Genomic DNA, 17,693 nt, shown 5'->3' on the forward strand with positions numbered 1-17,693 from the left:
TATGACTAGATTAGAGGATTTGGAATGGTATAAAAGGTATAAACAAATGTTCGGAGCATTCAAAAGCGGTCCAGAAGGGGATCCGTTTTTCAGAGATTATGAGTATAGGGGATACAAGAAAGTTTGGTCAACGTGGCCAATGTTGGAGAAAAAGTTAGGAAGAAAAAAACCATCAGAATACCAAGTAGTTACTTATGCATTATCATACTGGGCCGATCCAAGATCCCCTACTTATATCTACGATAAAGGGCCATTTGAACTAGGGACAGAACACATAACCCAAAAATGGTATAAACACTTTAGAGACAACTCACCGTTCATTAAACCATTATTCGAAAGAGGTGAATGGCATGATTATGAAGACCCATACAAATTGACATATTGGACTTATAACTCCATGGCGGACGATAATGAAACTTTCTTAGATAAGATTTACGAGGAGATTGTAAATACTAAATATGATTGGAACCTAAATGAAGAGGTACTGGAATTATACAAGAACGTTTATGACCCATTAAGATACGTATTCCATATTATGCAAATGGAGTCAATGTATCTAGCTACTATGGCTCCTACAAGTTCTATAGCTAACGTATTTATTTTCATGGGAATGGACCATTTAAGGAGAGTCCAAAGAATTTCACAAAGGGTAAAGATGCTCGATATTGTATATCCAAGTCTAGGATTTGGAAAGGAAACAAGGAAGGTATTTGAGGAGAGTCCAATATTTCAGCCAACAAGAGAAGTATTGGAGAAAATGTTAGTTACGTATGATGTAGGAGAAGCCTTAGTAGCGTTTAACTTAGCAGTCAAATTCGTATTAGATGAACTGATACTCCAACATCTAACTCAACCATTCAGTAAGTTAGGAGACGAGATGATAAAGCACATTCACTTATCGTTCTATAACGATACGTTAAGACATAGACATCAAGCTCAAGAGCTGTTCAAATACGCATTCAGTAAGGAGCCAAGTTTAAAGGATGTTATTAAACCTTGGGTGAAAGATTGGCAAGAGATGGGATTTAAGGCTACAGAAGGGTTTAGAGATGTGCTTAAAGGAGAATATGATAATGCTATAAGGCAGATTAGGAAGGCTCATAGTGAATATCTTGGAGGAATAGGACTATGAAGGAGAAGGTTGTAGAAATTTTGAGGCAAATTTACGATCCAGAAATTCCAATAAATATATATGACTTAGGACTAGTAAGAGAGATAAGAATTGAAGGCAAAAGAATTTTTGTTAGATTGATTTTCACTGCAAATAAGGGATGTACGCTGGCAGATCTTGTAGCAGTTCAAGTTAAGTATAAACTAATGAAGGTATTTCCAGACTATAACGTGGAGGTCAAGAGTGATTTCAATGAAGAATGGAATATAGGCTATGCAACAGAAACGGGCAGGCTGATGTTAGAGGAAATATATGGAAAGGATGCAGTGGAGGTATTAGTTAATAAGACCAAAATAGAGGAATTAGTATCAACAAATAAAGTCAAGTTAGAGAATTTCGATCCACGTGAATATATGAGAAAAGCAGTGGAGGAGAGATATAAAAAATTTAGAGAATGGTATGACAAACACAAAATATAGTCTTTTTCTTAATAGGCACTACATGCTCCGCCTCTAACAAACCTACTGGGACAACGAGTCTAGCACATCACCCACATCAACATCTTGAACGTTAACGTCCTTCCCCCTAGGTGCCCTAAAACTCTTCTTAACATCGCCCTTGTAAACACCATCCTTTATAACGTGATAACAAATACAAGCAAGCTTCCCACCAAGAGCACAAGTTTAGTAGCACTCTTCCACTTGGAGACAAGCCTATCGTAATACTCCTTAAAACGCTCAGACTTCCTAGCAACCCTAGCAACCAAGAAAAAAGCCCTACGCAAATACTTATTACCCATACCAGAGTGAGACTCGCTCTCACCACTCTGCTTAGTTCTGGGAGCAAAACCAGCATAAACCCTAGCCTTAGAACTGGAAAAACGAGAAACATCACCGAACTCAGCGTAAATGGTTGCAGCACTAATCAAACCAACTCCCGGCTCAACTCGACCACAGGCTGAGGAATCTTAGAAATTATCATGTCCTCAACTTCCTTAACCATAGCCTCCAAGCTCTTCAGTAAGTCTACCAGCTGCTTCAAAGCTAGCTTCTCAGCATCATTCAAACTTCTCCCTAACTTCTCCTTCAACTCGTCCCTTTCCTCCTTGCTCAACCCTTCTCCCCTACTTAACTTCTCCAGCAACGCCATTCCCCTCTTATCAAAGGGCTCTATCTTGTATCCCGCCATTTCTAGAAACTTCCTTATCTCGTTCTTTACTTGCGTTATCTTCCTCATCAAACTCTCCCTATACCTCGTTAACTCCCTCAATTCCCTTATTTCCCCGGTCGGTATGTATGACCCCTTAACTGCTCCCAGGATGAAGGCTTTTGCCAGTCTTTGCGCGTCTAGCTTGTCGGTCTTCTTTCCGAATACTTCCTTCAAGTGTAAGGGATTTATTACTGTTACCTTATATCCCTTTTCTGTTAGTTCTTCGTGTAGGTAGAAGAAGTACGGTCCGGTTGACTCCATTAGTATTTCCGGAAAGTTCTTAGACTTCAATTTTATCTAATCCTAGGTATGTTATTGCATTAAGATTAAATCTATACTTATTTTCTTCAAAGAACTGTTTAATACAGTTTTTAACGTCTTCTATCGTATAGAATATTTTATTGCTCATGTAGTTCTTGAGGGACTTGAAGACCGCCTCAGCCATATTAAGCTCAGGCGAGTAAGGAGGAGTAAACACGGGATGAATACCCTTCCTGCGACAAACCTCAAGCGTACCCTTAGTCTTGTGAGGAGAGTAATTATCCATGACCATGTAAACCCTACCACTACCCACACGCCTCTTAAAGTACCTCAAGAAATACTTAACGGATTCAGAGTTAGGCCTTTTAGCAAGAGAAACCACTACTTCGCCGGTCCAAGCGTTTATAGCTAGAATAACATAGATTGAGGAAAAACCTATATTGACGCGCATTACGGGCTTACTGCCAACCTTAGCTAGAACCTTCTTAATTGACGTGCTAATTACTGTCCTACACTCGTCTAGAAAGAACAGTGCCTTTCTTTCCAATTTCTTTATTTTTTTAAAATCTTCCCACTTGTCCTTTTCTGCTTGGATGTTGGTAGGTCTGGGTTTTACTAGGTTGTATCCTAGTTCGTGGACTAGTTCGTATAGTCTGGATTTCTTGTATTCTATTCCTTGTTCTTGTAGTGCTATCTTGAGTGTTTTCATTGTCCAATATTCTTGTTGTATTCCGTATTTTTGGGGCTTATCTTCCAGAATTTGTTTTATCTTTTCCTCTTCTACTTTTCTGGGTCTTCCTGATCTGGGCTTGTCCTTTAGTCCATCAAGACCTTCTTTCTTGTACTTGCCAATCCACAATTTTATCGTGGAATAGCCCTTGTTAAGCATTTTCGAAACTTCTTTCTCCGATTTACCATCAACTACGTGCAGCTTCACTGCAAGAATCCTCTCCTTAATTCTCGCGTTCTTCTCTTCCTTATAAGCTTGAACCAAATCTTGCATAGTTCAATCTGGTAATACTAATCTATAAACTTTTCGGAAACACTAACGAAGAACTAACAGAAAAGGGATATAAGGTAACAGTAATAAATCCCTTACACTTGAAGGAAGTATTCGGAAAGAAGACCGACAAGCTAGACGCGCAAAGACTGGCAAAAGCCTTCATCCTGGGAGCAGTTAAGGGGTCATACATACCGACCGGGGAAATAAGGGAATTGAGGGAGTTAACGAGGTATAGGGAGAGTTTGATGAGGAAGATAACGCAAGTAAAGAACGAGATAAGGAAGTTTCTAGAAATGGCGGGATACAAGATAGAGCCCTTTGATAAGAGGGGAATGGCGTTGCTGGAGAAGTTAAGTAGGGGAGAAGGGTTGAGCAAGGAGGAAAGGGACGAGTTGAAGGAGAAGTTAGGGAGAAGTTTGAATGATGCTGAGAAGCTAGCTTTGAAGCAGCTGGTAGACTTACTGAAGAGCTTGGAGGCTATGGTTAAGGAAGTTGAGGACATGATAATTTCTAAGATTCCTCAGCCTGTGGTCGAGTTGAGCCGGGAGTTGGTTTGATTAGTGCTGCAACCATTTACGCTGAGTTCGGTGATGTTTCTCGTTTTTCCAGTTCTAAGGCTAGGGTTTATGCTGGTTTTGCTCCCAGAACTAAGCAGAGTGGTGAGAGCGAGTCTCACTCTGGTATGGGTAATAAGTATTTGCGTAGGGCTTTTTTCTTGGTTGCTAGGGTTGCTAGGAAGTCTGAGCGTTTTAAGGAGTATTACGATAGGCTTGTCTCCAAGTGGAAGAGTGCTACTAAACTTGTGCTCTTGGTGGGAAGCTTGCTTGTATTTGTTATCACGTTATAAAGGATGGTGTTTACAAGGGCGATGTTAAGAAGAGTTTTAGGGCACCTAGGGGGAAGGACGTTAACGTTCAAGATGTTGATGTGGGTGATGTGCTGGACTCGTTGTCCCAGTAGGTTTGTTAGAGGCGGAGCATGTAGTGCCTATTAAGAAAAAGACTATAATCTATAAATTTTATTAAATAGGGGAATTCTCTATATAGAGTATAGCCTGGCTCAGATTCTCAGAGACACCTTTTACTTAAAGTATAAATTTATAACTTAATGTCGACACTATGTTTTTCCTTAGGTCTTAAGTTAGGCTAATTAGGATAAATTCTACTAGTTAAAAGTTATTCATATGTTCTCTCTGAGAAAAAATTGGAGTAACCTAACAAGCATTAAATATACGAAAATTTTATATACGTATATCTCGTATACATATATATGTCAGACGTAATAAGCGTAAGAGTGAAGAAAGAGCTAAAGAAGAAGGCAGAGGAGTTAGGAATTAACGTTAGGGAAGTTGTAGAAAAAGCTTTAGAGGAAGCCATAAGGGAGAAGGAGAAGGAAGAGCTTAAGGATATGACTATGAAAATTAAGGAACTAATGAGGGACGTAAGTGAATATGATTGGGTAAGTACTGTTAGGGAGAGTAGGGATGAAAGATAAGGAATTCTTGCTCGATGCCTCAGCTTTGTATTCACTTTTAGATTACGTGGATAAGGTAGATGTTAAGAAAATTCATGTACTTACCCTAACTTTTTATGAGGTAGGTAATGTCATATGGAAGGAGTATTATATACATAAAAAGGTTAAAGATCCTATAACCCTTTCGAGGCTTTTCTATAAATTAATGCGAAAATTTAACGTAATAGAGGATTCGCCTCTTGAGGGGGTAATGAGAATTGCCATAGAAAGGGGTTTAACTTACTATAACGCATCTTATGCGTATGTTGCTGAATCTTTAGGGCTTATCCTAGTGTCTAACGATAAAGAGTTGATAAGAAAGGCTAACGCTATTTCGTTAAAGGATTTGATAAAAAGTATGTGAAAAAAGTAAATTATTTGTATGTTGATATTTTTGGAGTTTTTAGGTTCTCTTTAGTAAGGTGTACATATGGGCGATTCATGTTTCCATTGCGAATTCATTTTATTTCAAATATTGTTACGAAATTAACTTAATGAACAGCAGTTATGTGATTTTAAGGGGATTTTAAGATTTTCATCAGATTCCTCATTTCATCTAAATTATTTTTAACGAAATTCTTCAATCCTTAAGTTCTCAACGTTCTAACCACGGAGTTGAAGGGCTCTCGCAAACTCAGTCTTGACCTTGTTGATCCCTTGATTTTCGCCCTTCTTCATATTTTTCATTTTATGACCTCGATGATTAAAAACTTCCTCGGTAGTATTGAATCCCTAGTAGTACAAAGGGAAAACTTGATAACTGCTGTAGGATAAGATGACTGCATGAGAACACTCCACTTAGCATTTTACGTATTTTTCCTTCTCTTAAACAGTTTCTTAATCCCACCCAAAGACTGATAAATATTTTTTATCAGCCTTGATATCCTATTGGCACCTAACTTCAAACCAAGGGAGTACTTGAACGAGAGGACCAAGAACAAGGAGAGGACCTTCAAGGTCACAAAACCCTTACCCAAGTGAGGAAAGAACCCTTCTCCAACCCCAACGCCTTTAACTCCCTAATCAAAACCTCAATATCCCAACGACTCTCTCATGAAGTTATTATGTCCTCTGAAGTATCATTTACATTAGTAGAGAAGAAGTACCTCTTACCCAAACCCTTATAATCATCTACTACAAGTAACTTTATGGGAACACCTAGATACTCAACTAGGTATTCCCCTTGGGGGAACTCGCCAACGGGCACGAGTCTACCACCCTCGGTGACTCGCGCGCTGGACTTGAGTTCCCCCACAGTATCCTTTAAGAGAGTTTTGGAATTAACGTCAGTATGGGAATCTCATTTTTTGCGTAAAAAACGAGATGAATGGAATACAGAAAAAGTTGAGAGGATGAGAATTTCTGTAGAAAAGTTTGTATATACGAGGGCGGACTTGAACATATGAAACATGAGAATACAACTAAACCGGCGAAGTTCAACCGGGACTTCGCCAGGTCCGCCCTCAAGATAATTTACTCGATCCTCACTAAAATACTTTTCCTTGAGGAACTCCTCAGTGCCTTGCTTAAGGCGAGTGGGAGCTACTTGAGCAGGTTGGGGAAAGATGGGAGAAGAGCGTTGAGAAAATTGAACGCGGTTCAAGTTGAGGACGTGAGGGATGCGTTGAGGAAGATGGGGAGGATGACGTTAAGGGGAGTCAGGGACAGGAGGGTAGCGGTGGACTTCCATGCCATACCTCAATACCACGCTAACAAGAGTTTCTTGAGTAGGATAAAGCCAACTAAGGGGACGTCGTGGGGACTGGTTCAAGCTGCGATCTTCCTCCTGGGGAGGACGAGGAGCTTCTTGGACGTGATCCCAGTGACCGTGAAGAACGTAGCTGAAGGTTTCAAGGCGGTGATGGAGGTAATCGTGAAGGAGTTGGAGGAGGACAAGCTGAGGCTCGTCATGGTCTTCGCGGACAGGGAGTTCGCGGTGAACGAAGTGATTAGATACCTCTTGGAGTTGGGCTTGGACTTCGTCATATCTGCCAAAGCCCAGATGTACAAGAAGTACAAGGGGATGTTGCAAGATGTGGATGTGAGTTTTGGCGGAGTTAGATACACTGGCTTTCTCTGCGTGAGACATGGAACCGGAGCTTACCTCATTATCCTGAGGAAGGAAGACGGCAAGATTATTGCCTTCCTCGTGAGGAGGGAGATCGACCTTCACGATGCCATAGTCCTTGCCGAGATGTACAGGGAGAGGTGGGGGATAGAGAACGCCTTCCGCTCCCTTGAGGAGTTCAGGATCAGGACTAGGACTTGTGACGTGAGGAAGGAACTGGTTCTCGTTCTGCTTTCCTATCTTCTCTTGAATGTCTGGTTCTTGATCCGTTCTTGGAGGAAGGTAAAGTTGTGGGAGTTCTCGGTCTCCCTCTCGAATCTCCTCGATCGGGAGGTAAGAGTGGAACAGGGACGTGTGTTCCGTGAAGTGAAGACGTCATTCCCCTAGACTCCAGCTAACCCTATGCACCTCCTTCCAGCTACGTGAAATTAATTCTATATATTTATATTCTTCTGTTCAAAGCTGACTTATTAACTGTCATTTTCATAAAATATATGCAGTTATATTTGAATAAAACTGGTGCGGTTCAATCTTACATATATTATCATTTATATCAGAAAAATGAGATTCCCATACTGACGTACCAAGAATCAAAAACCTTGCATACAACACTAAACTCCTTCTCGAGCACTGGCAAAATTTCCAAGTATTCTTGTATTTTGGTCTTGAACTCAACTTCCTCTCCCCTCTCCCTTAACACCTCAACAACCTTTTGTGGTATATACGGTATTATTGTTACTACGTAGGCCTCGTTTGTCCTCAAGTCTTTTACTGTTATTAGTAAAAGTTGTATTGCCGGCTCGTATCTCTTGTGTTCTCTGCAGTAAAAGACTTGTGCTCCGTTTCTTGATACCGGTATCGCTCTCGCGTATTCTTTGTGGTCGTGTGTGTCGTCTATTATTAGTAGTACCGGGTGGTCTTTTACTATTTCCTTTACTGCTTTGATCAAGTTTACGTTTGCCAATTTGTCAAGGTTTTTTAGTACTGTCTCGTAGTCCATACCTATTACCTGGGCTATCTCGGTTGCCGTCCCGCCCATTACTCCTCCAAGTACCAGTTTTGCTAACGTGTCTTTTCTCACGTCGGTCATGGGGTCGGCTAGTAGCTGGATTGTCTCTTTAAGTGCGTGGTAATACTGTTGTATTGCCGGGATTTTATTCACACGATACTTTATTTGGTTAATTTTTAAAAGTTTTTAAGGTCTCCTCAAACTGCAAGGATTTTCCTATAAATGCTATCCACTATATCTTCAGTTTAATCACAAGAAATATGGTTATTAATCATTAATAGTCTGAAATATATAATATTTTACTTAGGCTAACTAGACAAACTCAATTAATTTTAAGTTTTAATTTATCTCGAGATAAACGAGATCCCCATACTAGCATACAAATACTCCCATTATTATCATTTCGTGTTCACATGTGGTAATATCCTCTTCCTCACCTTAAATCCTTTTCAATTGAATTTCTTTGAACATAATCAGTTTAATTATTTTTACAAACTCAATATTAGCCAAGGAGAGTCATTTCTTGTAAAAAGATTTTTGGTCTATCGTCGCGCAAGGAGACCTCTACTCCTTTAACCCCACAAAGTTAGACTTCTTTATATACGTCAAGAAATTTAGAATACCAAGATACATATTCTTCTTCATTAATCACGTGAATTTCAAAGGGATTTGGATTGCCTATAGCTTTATTAACCTCATGGTATATTTTCAACCTATCGAATTCATTGCTTACATTAGTTATTATTAAAACGTCAATATCACTATCAGGTCTGAAATTTCCCCTTATGTAGCTACCAAATAAAATAATCTTAGTACTTGGATCAATATTCTTAACAACTTCTTTAATTCTATCTAGGTAGAAATTTAAATTTTTTATGTAATTATCTCTCAATCTCTTATTCTCCTCAAGGACCTCGATTATAGACATCCTAGACCCCTCATCATATTCTCTACAAAGTTTAAAGCTTTTTCAGCACTCTCCTTTGAGAAAGTATAAGGTAAGTAGCGAGAAGAGATATAAGATTGTACTAAAAAATCCAGCATTAGCTCATCAATTTCTACCTTCTCAAATCTCCCTAGACTATTGATTAGTACCTTTAAATCATGAGTTTTAGGATAATCACCTAAATGAATATATAATTTATATTTAACGCAAAGTTGCAGTGCTTGTTCTGAATGAAATACCGATAAATTCCAAATTCCTTCCTCAAAATCTCTCCTTGCATCGTGCAAGAAATTTTTAGCGTTGTTGAGAAGAAAGCTCATAAGCAATTACTCATGTTGCTCGATTTAAATTTATTGAAACTATATGAGGTAAAGTGTTCTTATGTCGTTATCCTATTCGATAATTAGTAGAAAAATTATATCATCATAGGAGTTTTTCTTAATTATCCGTTTTTAAATGTAGTAGCGTGATTAGAAGTAAGACTGAAAAAGGTTTATCTTAATGGGGGTTAAGGGGGCGGAAGACTCCATCCGTGACGGTAGACCCAAAATCGTTTTACAAAAATAATCCTGTTTGAGTAATATCAGATTCTGGAAAAATAATAGAAATTATAGCTTTGTTAAGAATTCAACGACTGAAGAAAGATTTAAGGTGAGGAAGCCGGTATTATCACTAGTATTTTGGAAAAGTTCTTAGACTATGATCTAGTGGTATATCCTTTGCCTAAAGCTATAGACTTTCTGAAGGCACTAGTGTATCTCTGCTAATTAGTAGCCTTCATATAGTTAATTTCATAACAATCTTTGAAATAAAGTGAGTTCGCAATGAATATTTGAATCTCTCTTTCTTTGTTTCTATAATATTATATTTCTCTCATCTTATTTTTATTCAGTTATTTGCACTTAGGGCACTTCTGGAGAATAGTACTGAAGGAGAATGAAAAGTATTCATTAATCTATCTAATGTATAATATCTTAGATGGTATATCTTTTGCCATATTATAAGAAACTTTTTAATGAAGAATAAAAACTTATTTCCCATGTTATCGGTGAGCGAAGTAAATGAATTGCTTAAACAAGAAGAAATTTTCAATTTTATAGGGATTGAATTTGAAAAACTTGAAAAGGGCTACTCTAGGCTAAAGTTCAATTTTAATGAGAAATTAACTAGAATAGGTGGAATTTTACATGGTGGAGTAGTATTTTCAGCAGTAGATTATGCAGGGAGTTACGCAGTGAGAACTTTAGATAAAGTAAAAGATGGGGTTACTGCAGAACTAAAAATAAACTTTTTAAAACCAATGAAGGAGGGACCTTTTACAGTCGAGGCAAGGGTTATAAGTGAGGGAAAAAGATTGGTTGTAGTTGATATATCAGCATATGACGGTAACAGTAATCTATGTGCAAAGGCTTTGGGAACGTGGGTAGTCTATAGGGAAACTAACTCTGAAACTCAATTATCCTCTTAGCTATCTTATAATGCACGTAATCAACTAACTTATCGTCTAACCTTATAGCTCCTCTACCCTCCCTCTTCCCCTTTTCATAAGCCTCTATAACCTTTTTAGCCCACTCAATTTCCTCCTTACTCGGTGAGAACACCTCATTTGAAATATCAATCTGAGAGGGATGAATAACTTGCTTACCCACATAACCCAGCTTCTTTGCTTCTTCGCATTCCTTCCTAAAACCATCTAGGTTTTTCAAATCGAAATAAACCTTATCTATAGCGTCAACGTCATAAGTCCTAGCGACGCTGACAATTAAAGTCTTTACGTACACGTTCTTCTCATAAAAATTGTAGTCCCCGCCAAGGGACAATGAAAGATCGGCTGCTCCATAACTTACGGCAACAACGCCTTCCGACCTAACTATATCCTCAATCTTAACTAAACCCTTTGCAGTTTCTATCAATGGTATTAAGGATTTCCCAGTTGCCTTGTAGAGAAATGAAAGGTCGTTCTCAGCCTTTGGTAAGACAATACACGTGATTTTATCCTCCCTTGCGATTGTAGAAATGTCCTTATATGAGTCAAGCAATTGTAGGGAATTCACTCTTACGCATAACTCCCTCTTCCCCCAATCCAGTTCCTTCACGAGTTTAATTAGCGATTCCCTTGCTCTCTCTTTATCCTCAGGAGGTACTGCATCTTCAAGATCGAAAATTATTGAATCAGCCTTTAGTTCAACCGATTTCCTTATCATCTTTTCGGAAGTTGCAGGGACGTATAACTGAGATCTCCTTATCATAAGTTAATAATGGAGGTTGAGCATAAAATCTTATCTAAACATTACTGGCAGTATATTTTGCTTTACATAATCTAAAACTTTCTCCTCATGCATTCGCATCATGTCATAAGCCAAATCTGGACTGCGATTCTTTATGGCTATTACTATACTTTCATGTTCCCTAAACTCCTCATCTCTTCTCTGAAAGCTGGTAAACAAGGTTATCCTAACAATTTTTAGCTTCAATCTAATACTATCCAAAATATCCACAATGTATTTATTATGTGATGCCTCAGCTATTGCCCTATGTAAGTTACCGTTTAAATTAGCTAAGGTTAATGGATCAGCATTTGCTGACCCTCTTATCTCGTTTAAAACATTTATGATCTTGTTAATCTCATCTTGGCTAGCTCTTATTGCGGCTAGTTTAGCTGATAGGGATTCTAAGTTTATTCTAACCTCGTAGAGTTGAAGAATATCACTTTCTGTTAACGGTATTACAGTGAACGATTTACCGTTCTTTACTATTACTCCCTCCTTTTCTAACCTAGCTAAGGCTTCCCTAATTGGGGTTCTACTAATCTTAAGTAATGACGCAAGCTCCTCTTCTTTCAAAGTATTGCCGGGTTTGTATTTGCCGGTAATTATGTATTCCAGAATTTTCTCGTAAGCTATTTGTGATAGTGACATATGAAATGTTTCTATAGTAAACTTATAAGTGTTACCAATTGAGTCACTTTAAGTATACATGAAAGAAATATTTTTACTGAATAGTAAATACGAATTGTATGAGCATAAATTGCTAAAGAGTCTAGTAGTAAAATTTTTAAAAAAAAAACTAACTATATGGATAAATAGAATAAGGGGAGAACGTTAGTGCTTTCAGAAAGTTTATAGCTTTAGGCAAAGGATATACCACTAGATCATAGTCTAAGAACTTTTCCAAAATACTAGTGATGGTTCTTTCATTTAGTATCGTTAATATGATATTACTTCACGCTAATCACTAATTAGTCTTTTGAAATGTAGAGTCAACTATTCTAAAAACTTTTACAGAAATAAATTGAAAGCTCAAAGAAGACATGAATCCCCTTATGGATTTTCTCTACTTATGTTTTTCCGTAAGTTATTACTCCTCTTGAAAAATAATCCGCTTAGATATTTTTGTAAAATGAATTTGGAGTCTACCAACTATGCTTGACGAGAAATTGCTAAGGAAAATAAAAGACCTTGATTAAGTTCTTCATACATAGGATTTTCGATTTAGTATCAATTAGACATGACTATTAACCACTATTTAAATTGCATTAGATAAGTAACTTGACACAAGCTACAACTAGGGTTATATTGCAATATGAGGTAAAAGCTAATGATTTTTCCTACGTCAAAAAGAGATAGTTATCCAATTCGGAGTTTAATATTAAAGTAAGGGTAAAACAATTAACTTTCTTTGTATTAATTCTATAAACTTTTCGCCCAAAAATTTAAATACTCTAAATTCGATAAGGAATTGATATGCTTAAGGACGATATCCTAAAATTACTAAAGGAGGATGCGGAGTTTAGAAAACAAGTAGAGGAAATATTAGGTATTTCATTTATAAATGTGACTCTAGCCGACTTAAAGGATATATTGAAAGGGTTATTAGCATCAATGGATAAACTAAAGAGTTCTGTAGATCAGCTGGTTGATGCTCAAAGAAGGGCGGAAGAAAGAATAGCGAAGCTTGAAAATGCAGTGGAGCAACTGGTTGAGGCGCAAAAGAGGACTGATGAGAGAATAACTAAATTGGAGGAGTCTACGAAGAAGTTGGAGCAAGCTGTACAAGAGCTTATTGAGGCTCAGAAAAAACATGATGAGAGAATAACTAAATTGGAGGAGTCTACGAAGAAGTTGGAGCAAGCTGTACAAGAGCTTATTGAGGCTCAGAAAAAACATGATGAGAGAATAACTAAATTGGAGGAGTCTACGAAGAAGTTGGAGCAAGCTGTACAAGAGCTTATTGAGGCTCAGAAAAAACATGATGAGAGAATAACTAAATTGGAGGAGTCTACGAAGAAGTTGGAGCAAGCTGTACAAGAGCTTATTGAGGCTCAGAAAAAACATGATGAGAGAATAACTAAATTGGAGGAGTCTACGAAGAAGTTGGAGCAAGCTGTACAAGAGCTTATTGAGGCTCAGAAAAAACATGATGAGAGAATAACTAAATTGGAGGAGTCTATACAGAAATTGGTTGATGCTCAAAGAAGGGCGGAAGAAAGAATAGCGAAGCTTGAAAATGCAGTGGAGCAACTGGTTGAGGCGCAAAAGAGGACTGATGAGAGAATAACTAAATTGGAGGAGGTTACTATGAAATTAGTTGAATCTCAATTAGGTATGCAAAATGAGATTAGAGAGTTAAGGAAAGCTTTAGGAAGTATGGGTAAAAGGTGGGGAAGGGATTTTGAAAAGCTAATAATTGAAATAGTCGACGAGTTAGCTAAGCAAGAAGGACTAGATTTAAAGTACGTTAATAAGTTCACTTACAAGGATGATAATGGATTATTTGGTCTTAAAGGTGTTGAATATGATGTTGATCTCTTGATAAAGGACACTAAAGTGTATTTGATAGAGATTAAGTCCTATGTAGAGAAAGATGATGTGAACTGGGCTGCACATAAATTCAATGTGATAGAAAAGGCTTTAGGTCTAAAGAATACTATCAAAATGATATTTGCAGTTGATGCTACAAATTTAGCAACAAAGAAGGGTGAAGAGTTGGGAATTAAAGTCGTATACGGAAGTCAATCCGAGGAGGAAGAGAAAGGAGAAGTAAAGGTAGGTTGAGCTTTTACTCTTGCCCTATCTATCTCTGAGAGATGCGGTATAACTTAATTTTCATGCAAAATATCGTTAGGGCTAAGTTTTTTATATCGTATACGACCCGATTACCTTAAATGCTAGTCTTCTAGGCTATTCACTAGGTGATGAGAATACAAGACTTAAAGCGATTACAACCAAAATTTTAGCTTAATTGAGAAAAATTGAGACCGTTTAATGTAAATATTATCGCTCTATATGTAGTAATAGAGAAGCTTTCATTAACATTTTGGTTCAATATTGCTGAATAGAGGGAGTGTGGCAACAATTTTAGTAATTTAGTATAAATCGTATATAAAGTCTTCATTTATCCTCAATTCAGCATATGGTTCAGATGTTGATAAAGAGAAGGTCTCACAAATGTTAAATCCTTTTTCTCCAAAACTTTGATACATAATGAAAGTATTTAATGAAAGTGACTTGAAGGAATTTAAACTAAGTTTCAAATGAATGAAATCGTTGTCTACACTCTCTTGCAATTCCCTTATGTTATTTTCCTCATTAGCTTATTCTCTAAATCACTGAAATGTAATATTCTGAGCCTATTTTTATAACTGTATTTTTCTATATTTCTCTCTACAACTTCAAGGTTTTCTGGAGGAGATATGTAACCATCTTTGAATTTAGGCAAGGAATAAAATAGATCATTAGGAAAATCCGCAATTGTATACTCTACCATCTCTATTTGACTCTTTACTAGTCCGATATTTAACGTGTATATTAAAGATATGGGGGAAGCGTCTGGTCTATCGTGAGGCAAGACTCTCACCTTATACTTAGATGCCAGATCTAATATTTCGAGAAATTTTGTAACCCCTCCAACCTTAGCAATATCTGGTTGTAGATATGTTATGCCGCTTTCAATTAATTTCTTAAAACCGTATAAAGAATACTCGTTCTCCCCAGCAGCTATTGGTATAGGAGAAAACTCAGTAAGCTTAGAGAGTAGATCATAATCATTAGGAGGCCATAACGGTTCCTCAATCCATTCAATTTCATATTTATGAACCTTATCTACGAACTCCTTAGCCACATCTAGATTATCAAAAGGAGAATTAAGGTCAATCGCTATTTTAACTTCCTTGTAATTCTCTCTTATAGCTTTTACCGCAGCTAAAACAGTTGAAGGAGATTGATGAAGTTTAACCAGATCAAAACCTCTTTCTAAAGATTTTCTCGTAGCAATCAAAACATCATCAATTTTACCAAACCTGGGAAAGCTAGCGTATACTTTCACTGAATCTCTGATTTTATCTCCAATTAATTTATACAATTCTACATTACTTTTTCTAGCTTTTAAACTCCATAATGCCATTTCCACTGCACTTATGGCCCCAGAAACCACTCCGCAATTTCCAGCACTAAAAAGAATTTTCTCTAAAATAGTCCTAACGTCTATGGGTTCGCTTAATTCTACTCTAGATAAAAGTGGTATTGCAATGTCATTTATAATCGAGAGGTAAGAGTTTATAATTCCACTTCCCGCTACTAATGCCTCCCCCCAACCGTAATCTTTTTCATCTTCCACTTTAACGTAGAGCTGCACATCCCACGCATCCTTCCAATCAGAGGGAGGTTCAGTATTAAAGGGGATGGATAAAGAAAAAGGCTTAACTTTCATCTTTAAGCACTTATGTAAAGCTTTATTGGAGAGAACTCCTCATGTTGTAATATCTCCGCTGAAGTTAACCTACCGTTGGCAACCCTAATCGTATAGTTGAATATTCTTTCCCCTGCTTCTTTTAAGCTAACCTTCAATTGAAGTAAATCAGAAACGTCAACGTCAATATGCTCACTCATTGTTGCAATAGTCTTTGGATTTGCGGAAATTTTTACTACAGGAATTATCGGATGACCAACTACATTCCCTTGCCCAGTTGTAAACAAGTGAAGTACTGAACCCTTAGCGGCAAACAGCGTAACTGCCTCAGCAGCAGCAGACGAAGTATTAACGAAACACAGTCTAGATGATCCCTTCCCTAATGGATCCAAATAGTCTAACACACAAGTAATTGGTTTAGTGCCTAATTTTTGAATATTCCCTAGAGCCTTTTCCTCTATAGTCGATAATCCTCCCTTAATGTTTCCCTCAGTTGGTTGTGAGCCTAATAGGTCGACTCCTTGACTCTCAATGAAAGCAACGTATTCGTTATAAATCCTCATGAACTTATCCCTCAAAACCGGATCTTGTATCCTACTGGCTACAATGTCTTCAGCACCAGTTAACTCTGAGGTCTCTCCAAACATCACTGTTGAACCGTAATCTATCAATTTATCCACAGCATAACCGGTTGCTGGGTTTGACGCTAAACCAGATGTTGTATCGCTCTCGCCACACTTAATGCTTAAAACTAAAGATGATAGGTCCACTTCAGTCCTCTGCTTCTCACTAGCCTCTTGGACGAACTCCTTTGCCTTTCTGCTAGCTTTCTCTATTACTTTCAAATCACCATTTCCCTCAACTGGGAAGACCTCAACTGGCTTACCAGTCTCAGCTATCTTATCAGCTACCTTATTTGCCCAGTTTTCCTCAATTCCTATAACTATTGCAGCAGCTACGTTTGGATTTGCACCAGTACCAGATAATACGTGAAAGAGTAAGTCTAAATCCTTACCAAACTGTAATCTACCGTAGGGATGGGGAATAGCTACCGTACCCCTAATTAATTTCGATACCCCTATTGAAGCGGAATTTGATAAATCATCTACTGGTATTACAGCTACGTAATTCCTAACTCCTACACTACCGTTTTCCCTAATGTAACCCCTTATTATTGGTTTTTCCATTTACCCCACCTGTTAGATCTTATATTGTGTACGTGCACATGTTCTCCTACTTTAATATCCTTTATAGCAGACCCTATTGGTCTACCATACTTTATTACAATATCGCTTTGTCTAATATCCTTTAATGCTATTTTATGACCTAAGGGTATATCGCTAATCGCCTTAATTTTAGGTCCCTGTGTCATGTCCTCGATATAAATTCCCTCAACCTCTTGTCCAGTTTTAATGTCAGCTATGGCAACTCCTACATTATCATTTTTGTTGTGGATAAGAAAATATGGCATGATTTATATTAAGCAATAAGCCATATATACTTAACTGTATACAGAAACGATCTTTTCAGCCAATCTTAATAGGGTATAATGAAATATTTCGTTAGTATTTTGGAAAAGTTCTTAGACTATGATCTAGTGGTATATCCTTTGCCTAAAGCTATAGACTTTCTGAAGGCACTAGTGTATAAAGAAAGGACGCTGAAAGGTAGCTGGCTAAAATGTTTATTGTAGAAGAATTTACTTACAAGAAAGTCGGGAGTGTTCTCAAACAGTCATGAAATTCAAAAAACGTTTGTAAAAATATTGGAATAGTATGGAAAAACGCTCGTTTAACGTTTAAGATATAGAAATTTGAACAAAGACATTATTTTAGAAAAGGGTTTATGTGCAAGGGTTTACGAGGTTCATTCTAGTACTACCACAAA

General features: G+C 37.5%; 15 protein-coding genes and 4 pseudogenes. 8 read left to right on the forward strand and 11 right to left on the reverse strand.

Features of this window, described 5'->3' with window-relative positions:
- Position 1 precedes the first annotated feature (1 nt).
- The gene (locus tag SSOP1_RS06545) at positions 2-1,132 is read left to right on the forward strand and encodes an aromatic/alkene monooxygenase hydroxylase subunit beta (RefSeq protein ID WP_009992604.1); all 1,131 of its coding nucleotides are present in this window, start codon (positions 2-4) and stop codon (positions 1,130-1,132) included.
- Positions 1,129-1,590, forward strand: a complete 462-nt coding sequence (locus SSOP1_RS06550; protein ID WP_010923265.1) for a metal-sulfur cluster assembly factor — start codon at positions 1,129-1,131, stop codon at positions 1,588-1,590. The genes SSOP1_RS06545 and SSOP1_RS06550 overlap by 4 nt, the downstream gene beginning before the upstream one ends.
- A 42-nt stretch (positions 1,591-1,632) precedes the next feature.
- Here SSOP1_RS06550 and SSOP1_RS06555 read toward each other — a convergent pair.
- Both SSOP1_RS06555 and SSOP1_RS06560 read right to left on the reverse strand, forming a co-directional pair.
- A pseudogene (locus SSOP1_RS06555) lies at positions 1,633-2,581 on the reverse strand (IS110 family RNA-guided transposase); the annotation flags it as partial.
- A 19-nt stretch (positions 2,582-2,600) separates the two neighbouring features.
- Positions 2,601-3,584: an IS630-like element ISC1048 family transposase gene (locus tag SSOP1_RS06560; RefSeq protein ID WP_010923242.1), complete on the reverse strand. Its 984-nt coding sequence runs from the start codon at positions 3,582-3,584 to the stop codon at positions 2,601-2,603.
- A 44-nt stretch (positions 3,585-3,628) separates the two neighbouring features.
- Between SSOP1_RS06560 and SSOP1_RS06565 the strand changes: the two are divergent.
- The 3 genes and pseudogenes from SSOP1_RS06565 to SSOP1_RS06575 all read left to right on the forward strand — a co-directional run.
- Positions 3,629-4,544, forward strand: a pseudogene (locus SSOP1_RS06565) (IS110 family RNA-guided transposase); the annotation flags it as partial.
- 309 nt (positions 4,545-4,853) lie between these two features.
- Entirely contained in the window at positions 4,854-5,078 is a 225-nt protein-coding gene (locus SSOP1_RS06570; RefSeq protein ID WP_009993015.1) for a type II toxin-antitoxin system CcdA family antitoxin, read from the forward strand.
- A complete protein-coding gene (locus SSOP1_RS06575) occupies positions 5,068-5,460 on the forward strand; it encodes a type II toxin-antitoxin system VapC family toxin (protein ID WP_009993017.1) in 393 nt (130 codons plus the stop codon). The genes SSOP1_RS06570 and SSOP1_RS06575 overlap by 11 nt, the downstream gene beginning before the upstream one ends.
- A gap of 442 nt (positions 5,461-5,902) precedes the next feature.
- Here the strand turns inward: SSOP1_RS06575 and SSOP1_RS16290 are convergent.
- Positions 5,903-6,381 (reverse strand): annotated as a pseudogene (locus SSOP1_RS16290) (ISNCY family transposase); the annotation flags it as partial.
- A gap of 117 nt (positions 6,382-6,498) precedes the next feature.
- Here SSOP1_RS16290 and SSOP1_RS06590 point away from each other — a divergent pair.
- Entirely contained in the window at positions 6,499-7,551 is a 1,053-nt protein-coding gene (locus tag SSOP1_RS06590) for an ISH3 family transposase (RefSeq protein ID WP_063492773.1), read from the forward strand.
- A 187-nt stretch (positions 7,552-7,738) separates the two neighbouring features.
- Here the strand turns inward: SSOP1_RS06590 and SSOP1_RS06595 are convergent.
- The 3 genes and pseudogenes from SSOP1_RS06595 to SSOP1_RS06605 form a co-directional block, all read right to left on the reverse strand.
- Positions 7,739-8,326, reverse strand: a pseudogene (locus tag SSOP1_RS06595) (ISNCY family transposase); the annotation flags it as partial.
- Between the two features lie 433 nt (positions 8,327-8,759).
- Positions 8,760-9,101, reverse strand: coding sequence for a nucleotidyltransferase domain-containing protein (locus tag SSOP1_RS06600; protein ID WP_009990179.1), 342 nt, complete (start codon positions 9,099-9,101; stop codon positions 8,760-8,762).
- Positions 9,092-9,439 carry a HEPN domain-containing protein gene (locus SSOP1_RS06605; protein ID WP_014511635.1) on the reverse strand — a complete coding sequence of 116 codons (348 nt, stop codon included), beginning with the start codon at positions 9,437-9,439 and terminating at the stop codon, positions 9,092-9,094. The genes SSOP1_RS06600 and SSOP1_RS06605 overlap by 10 nt, the downstream gene beginning before the upstream one ends.
- 719 nt (positions 9,440-10,158) lie before the next feature.
- Between SSOP1_RS06605 and SSOP1_RS06610 the strand changes: the two genes are divergently transcribed.
- Complete coding sequence (locus SSOP1_RS06610) at positions 10,159-10,587, forward strand: PaaI family thioesterase (protein WP_009991882.1); 429 nt, start codon at positions 10,159-10,161, stop codon at positions 10,585-10,587.
- On the opposite strand, the gene SSOP1_RS06615 is transcribed toward SSOP1_RS06610, so the two are convergent.
- Entirely contained in the window at positions 10,559-11,368 is an 810-nt protein-coding gene (locus tag SSOP1_RS06615; protein WP_009991883.1) for an HpcH/HpaI aldolase/citrate lyase family protein, read from the reverse strand. The genes SSOP1_RS06610 and SSOP1_RS06615 overlap by 29 nt on opposite strands.
- 30 nt (positions 11,369-11,398) lie before the next feature.
- Positions 11,399-12,037, reverse strand: a complete 639-nt coding sequence (locus tag SSOP1_RS06620) for a GntR family transcriptional regulator (RefSeq protein WP_009991884.1) — start codon at positions 12,035-12,037, stop codon at positions 11,399-11,401.
- 825 nt (positions 12,038-12,862) lie between these two features.
- Here SSOP1_RS06620 and SSOP1_RS17605 point away from each other — a divergent pair.
- A complete protein-coding gene (locus SSOP1_RS17605; protein ID WP_231918226.1) occupies positions 12,863-14,173 on the forward strand; it encodes a DUF3782 domain-containing protein in 1,311 nt (436 codons plus the stop codon).
- Positions 14,174-14,690: 517 nt separating this feature from the next.
- Here the strand turns inward: SSOP1_RS17605 and SSOP1_RS06630 are convergent.
- The 3 genes from SSOP1_RS06630 to SSOP1_RS06640 are packed head-to-tail and all read right to left on the reverse strand — an operon-like array spanning position 14,691 to position 17,277.
- Positions 14,691-15,827 carry a mandelate racemase/muconate lactonizing enzyme family protein gene (locus tag SSOP1_RS06630; protein WP_009991888.1) on the reverse strand — a complete coding sequence of 379 codons (1,137 nt, stop codon included), beginning with the start codon at positions 15,825-15,827 and terminating at the stop codon, positions 14,691-14,693.
- Between the two features lie 2 nt (positions 15,828-15,829).
- The gene (locus tag SSOP1_RS06635; RefSeq protein ID WP_009991889.1) at positions 15,830-16,993 is read right to left on the reverse strand and encodes a UxaA family hydrolase; all 1,164 of its coding nucleotides are present in this window, start codon (positions 16,991-16,993) and stop codon (positions 15,830-15,832) included.
- Entirely contained in the window at positions 16,978-17,277 is a 300-nt protein-coding gene (locus tag SSOP1_RS06640) for a UxaA family hydrolase (protein ID WP_009991891.1), read from the reverse strand. The genes SSOP1_RS06635 and SSOP1_RS06640 overlap by 16 nt, the downstream gene beginning before the upstream one ends.
- Positions 17,278-17,693 lie beyond the last annotated feature (416 nt).

Origin of the sequence: Saccharolobus solfataricus (genome assembly GCF_900079115.1) — an archaeon.
Lineage (GTDB): Archaea > Thermoproteota > Thermoprotei_A > Sulfolobales > Sulfolobaceae > Saccharolobus > Saccharolobus solfataricus.

Bases quoted from the DNA above. Each gene is read 5' to 3' on its own strand.
- SSOP1_RS06545 (WP_009992604.1), top strand. From the start codon at position 2: ATGACTAGATTAGAGGATTTGGAATGGTATAAAAGGTATAAACAAATG.
- SSOP1_RS06550 (WP_010923265.1), top strand. From the start codon at position 1,129: ATGAAGGAGAAGGTTGTAGAAATTTTGAGGCAAATTTACGATCCAGAA.
- SSOP1_RS06560 (WP_010923242.1), bottom strand. From the start codon at position 3,584: ATGCAAGATTTGGTTCAAGCTTATAAGGAAGAGAAGAACGCGAGAATT.
- SSOP1_RS06570 (WP_009993015.1), top strand. From the start codon at position 4,854: ATGTCAGACGTAATAAGCGTAAGAGTGAAGAAAGAGCTAAAGAAGAAG.
- SSOP1_RS06575 (WP_009993017.1), top strand. From the start codon at position 5,068: ATGAAAGATAAGGAATTCTTGCTCGATGCCTCAGCTTTGTATTCACTT.
- SSOP1_RS06590 (WP_063492773.1), top strand. From the start codon at position 6,499: ATGAAACATGAGAATACAACTAAACCGGCGAAGTTCAACCGGGACTTC.
- SSOP1_RS06600 (WP_009990179.1), bottom strand. From the start codon at position 9,101: ATGTCTATAATCGAGGTCCTTGAGGAGAATAAGAGATTGAGAGATAAT.
- SSOP1_RS06605 (WP_014511635.1), bottom strand. From the start codon at position 9,439: ATGAGCTTTCTTCTCAACAACGCTAAAAATTTCTTGCACGATGCAAGG.
- SSOP1_RS06610 (WP_009991882.1), top strand. From the start codon at position 10,159: ATGTTATCGGTGAGCGAAGTAAATGAATTGCTTAAACAAGAAGAAATT.
- SSOP1_RS06615 (WP_009991883.1), bottom strand. From the start codon at position 11,368: ATGATAAGGAGATCTCAGTTATACGTCCCTGCAACTTCCGAAAAGATG.
- SSOP1_RS06620 (WP_009991884.1), bottom strand. From the start codon at position 12,037: ATGTCACTATCACAAATAGCTTACGAGAAAATTCTGGAATACATAATT.
- SSOP1_RS17605 (WP_231918226.1), top strand. From the start codon at position 12,863: ATGCTTAAGGACGATATCCTAAAATTACTAAAGGAGGATGCGGAGTTT.
- SSOP1_RS06630 (WP_009991888.1), bottom strand. From the start codon at position 15,827: ATGAAAGTTAAGCCTTTTTCTTTATCCATCCCCTTTAATACTGAACCT.
- SSOP1_RS06635 (WP_009991889.1), bottom strand. From the start codon at position 16,993: ATGGAAAAACCAATAATAAGGGGTTACATTAGGGAAAACGGTAGTGTA.
- SSOP1_RS06640 (WP_009991891.1), bottom strand. From the start codon at position 17,277: ATGCCATATTTTCTTATCCACAACAAAAATGATAATGTAGGAGTTGCC.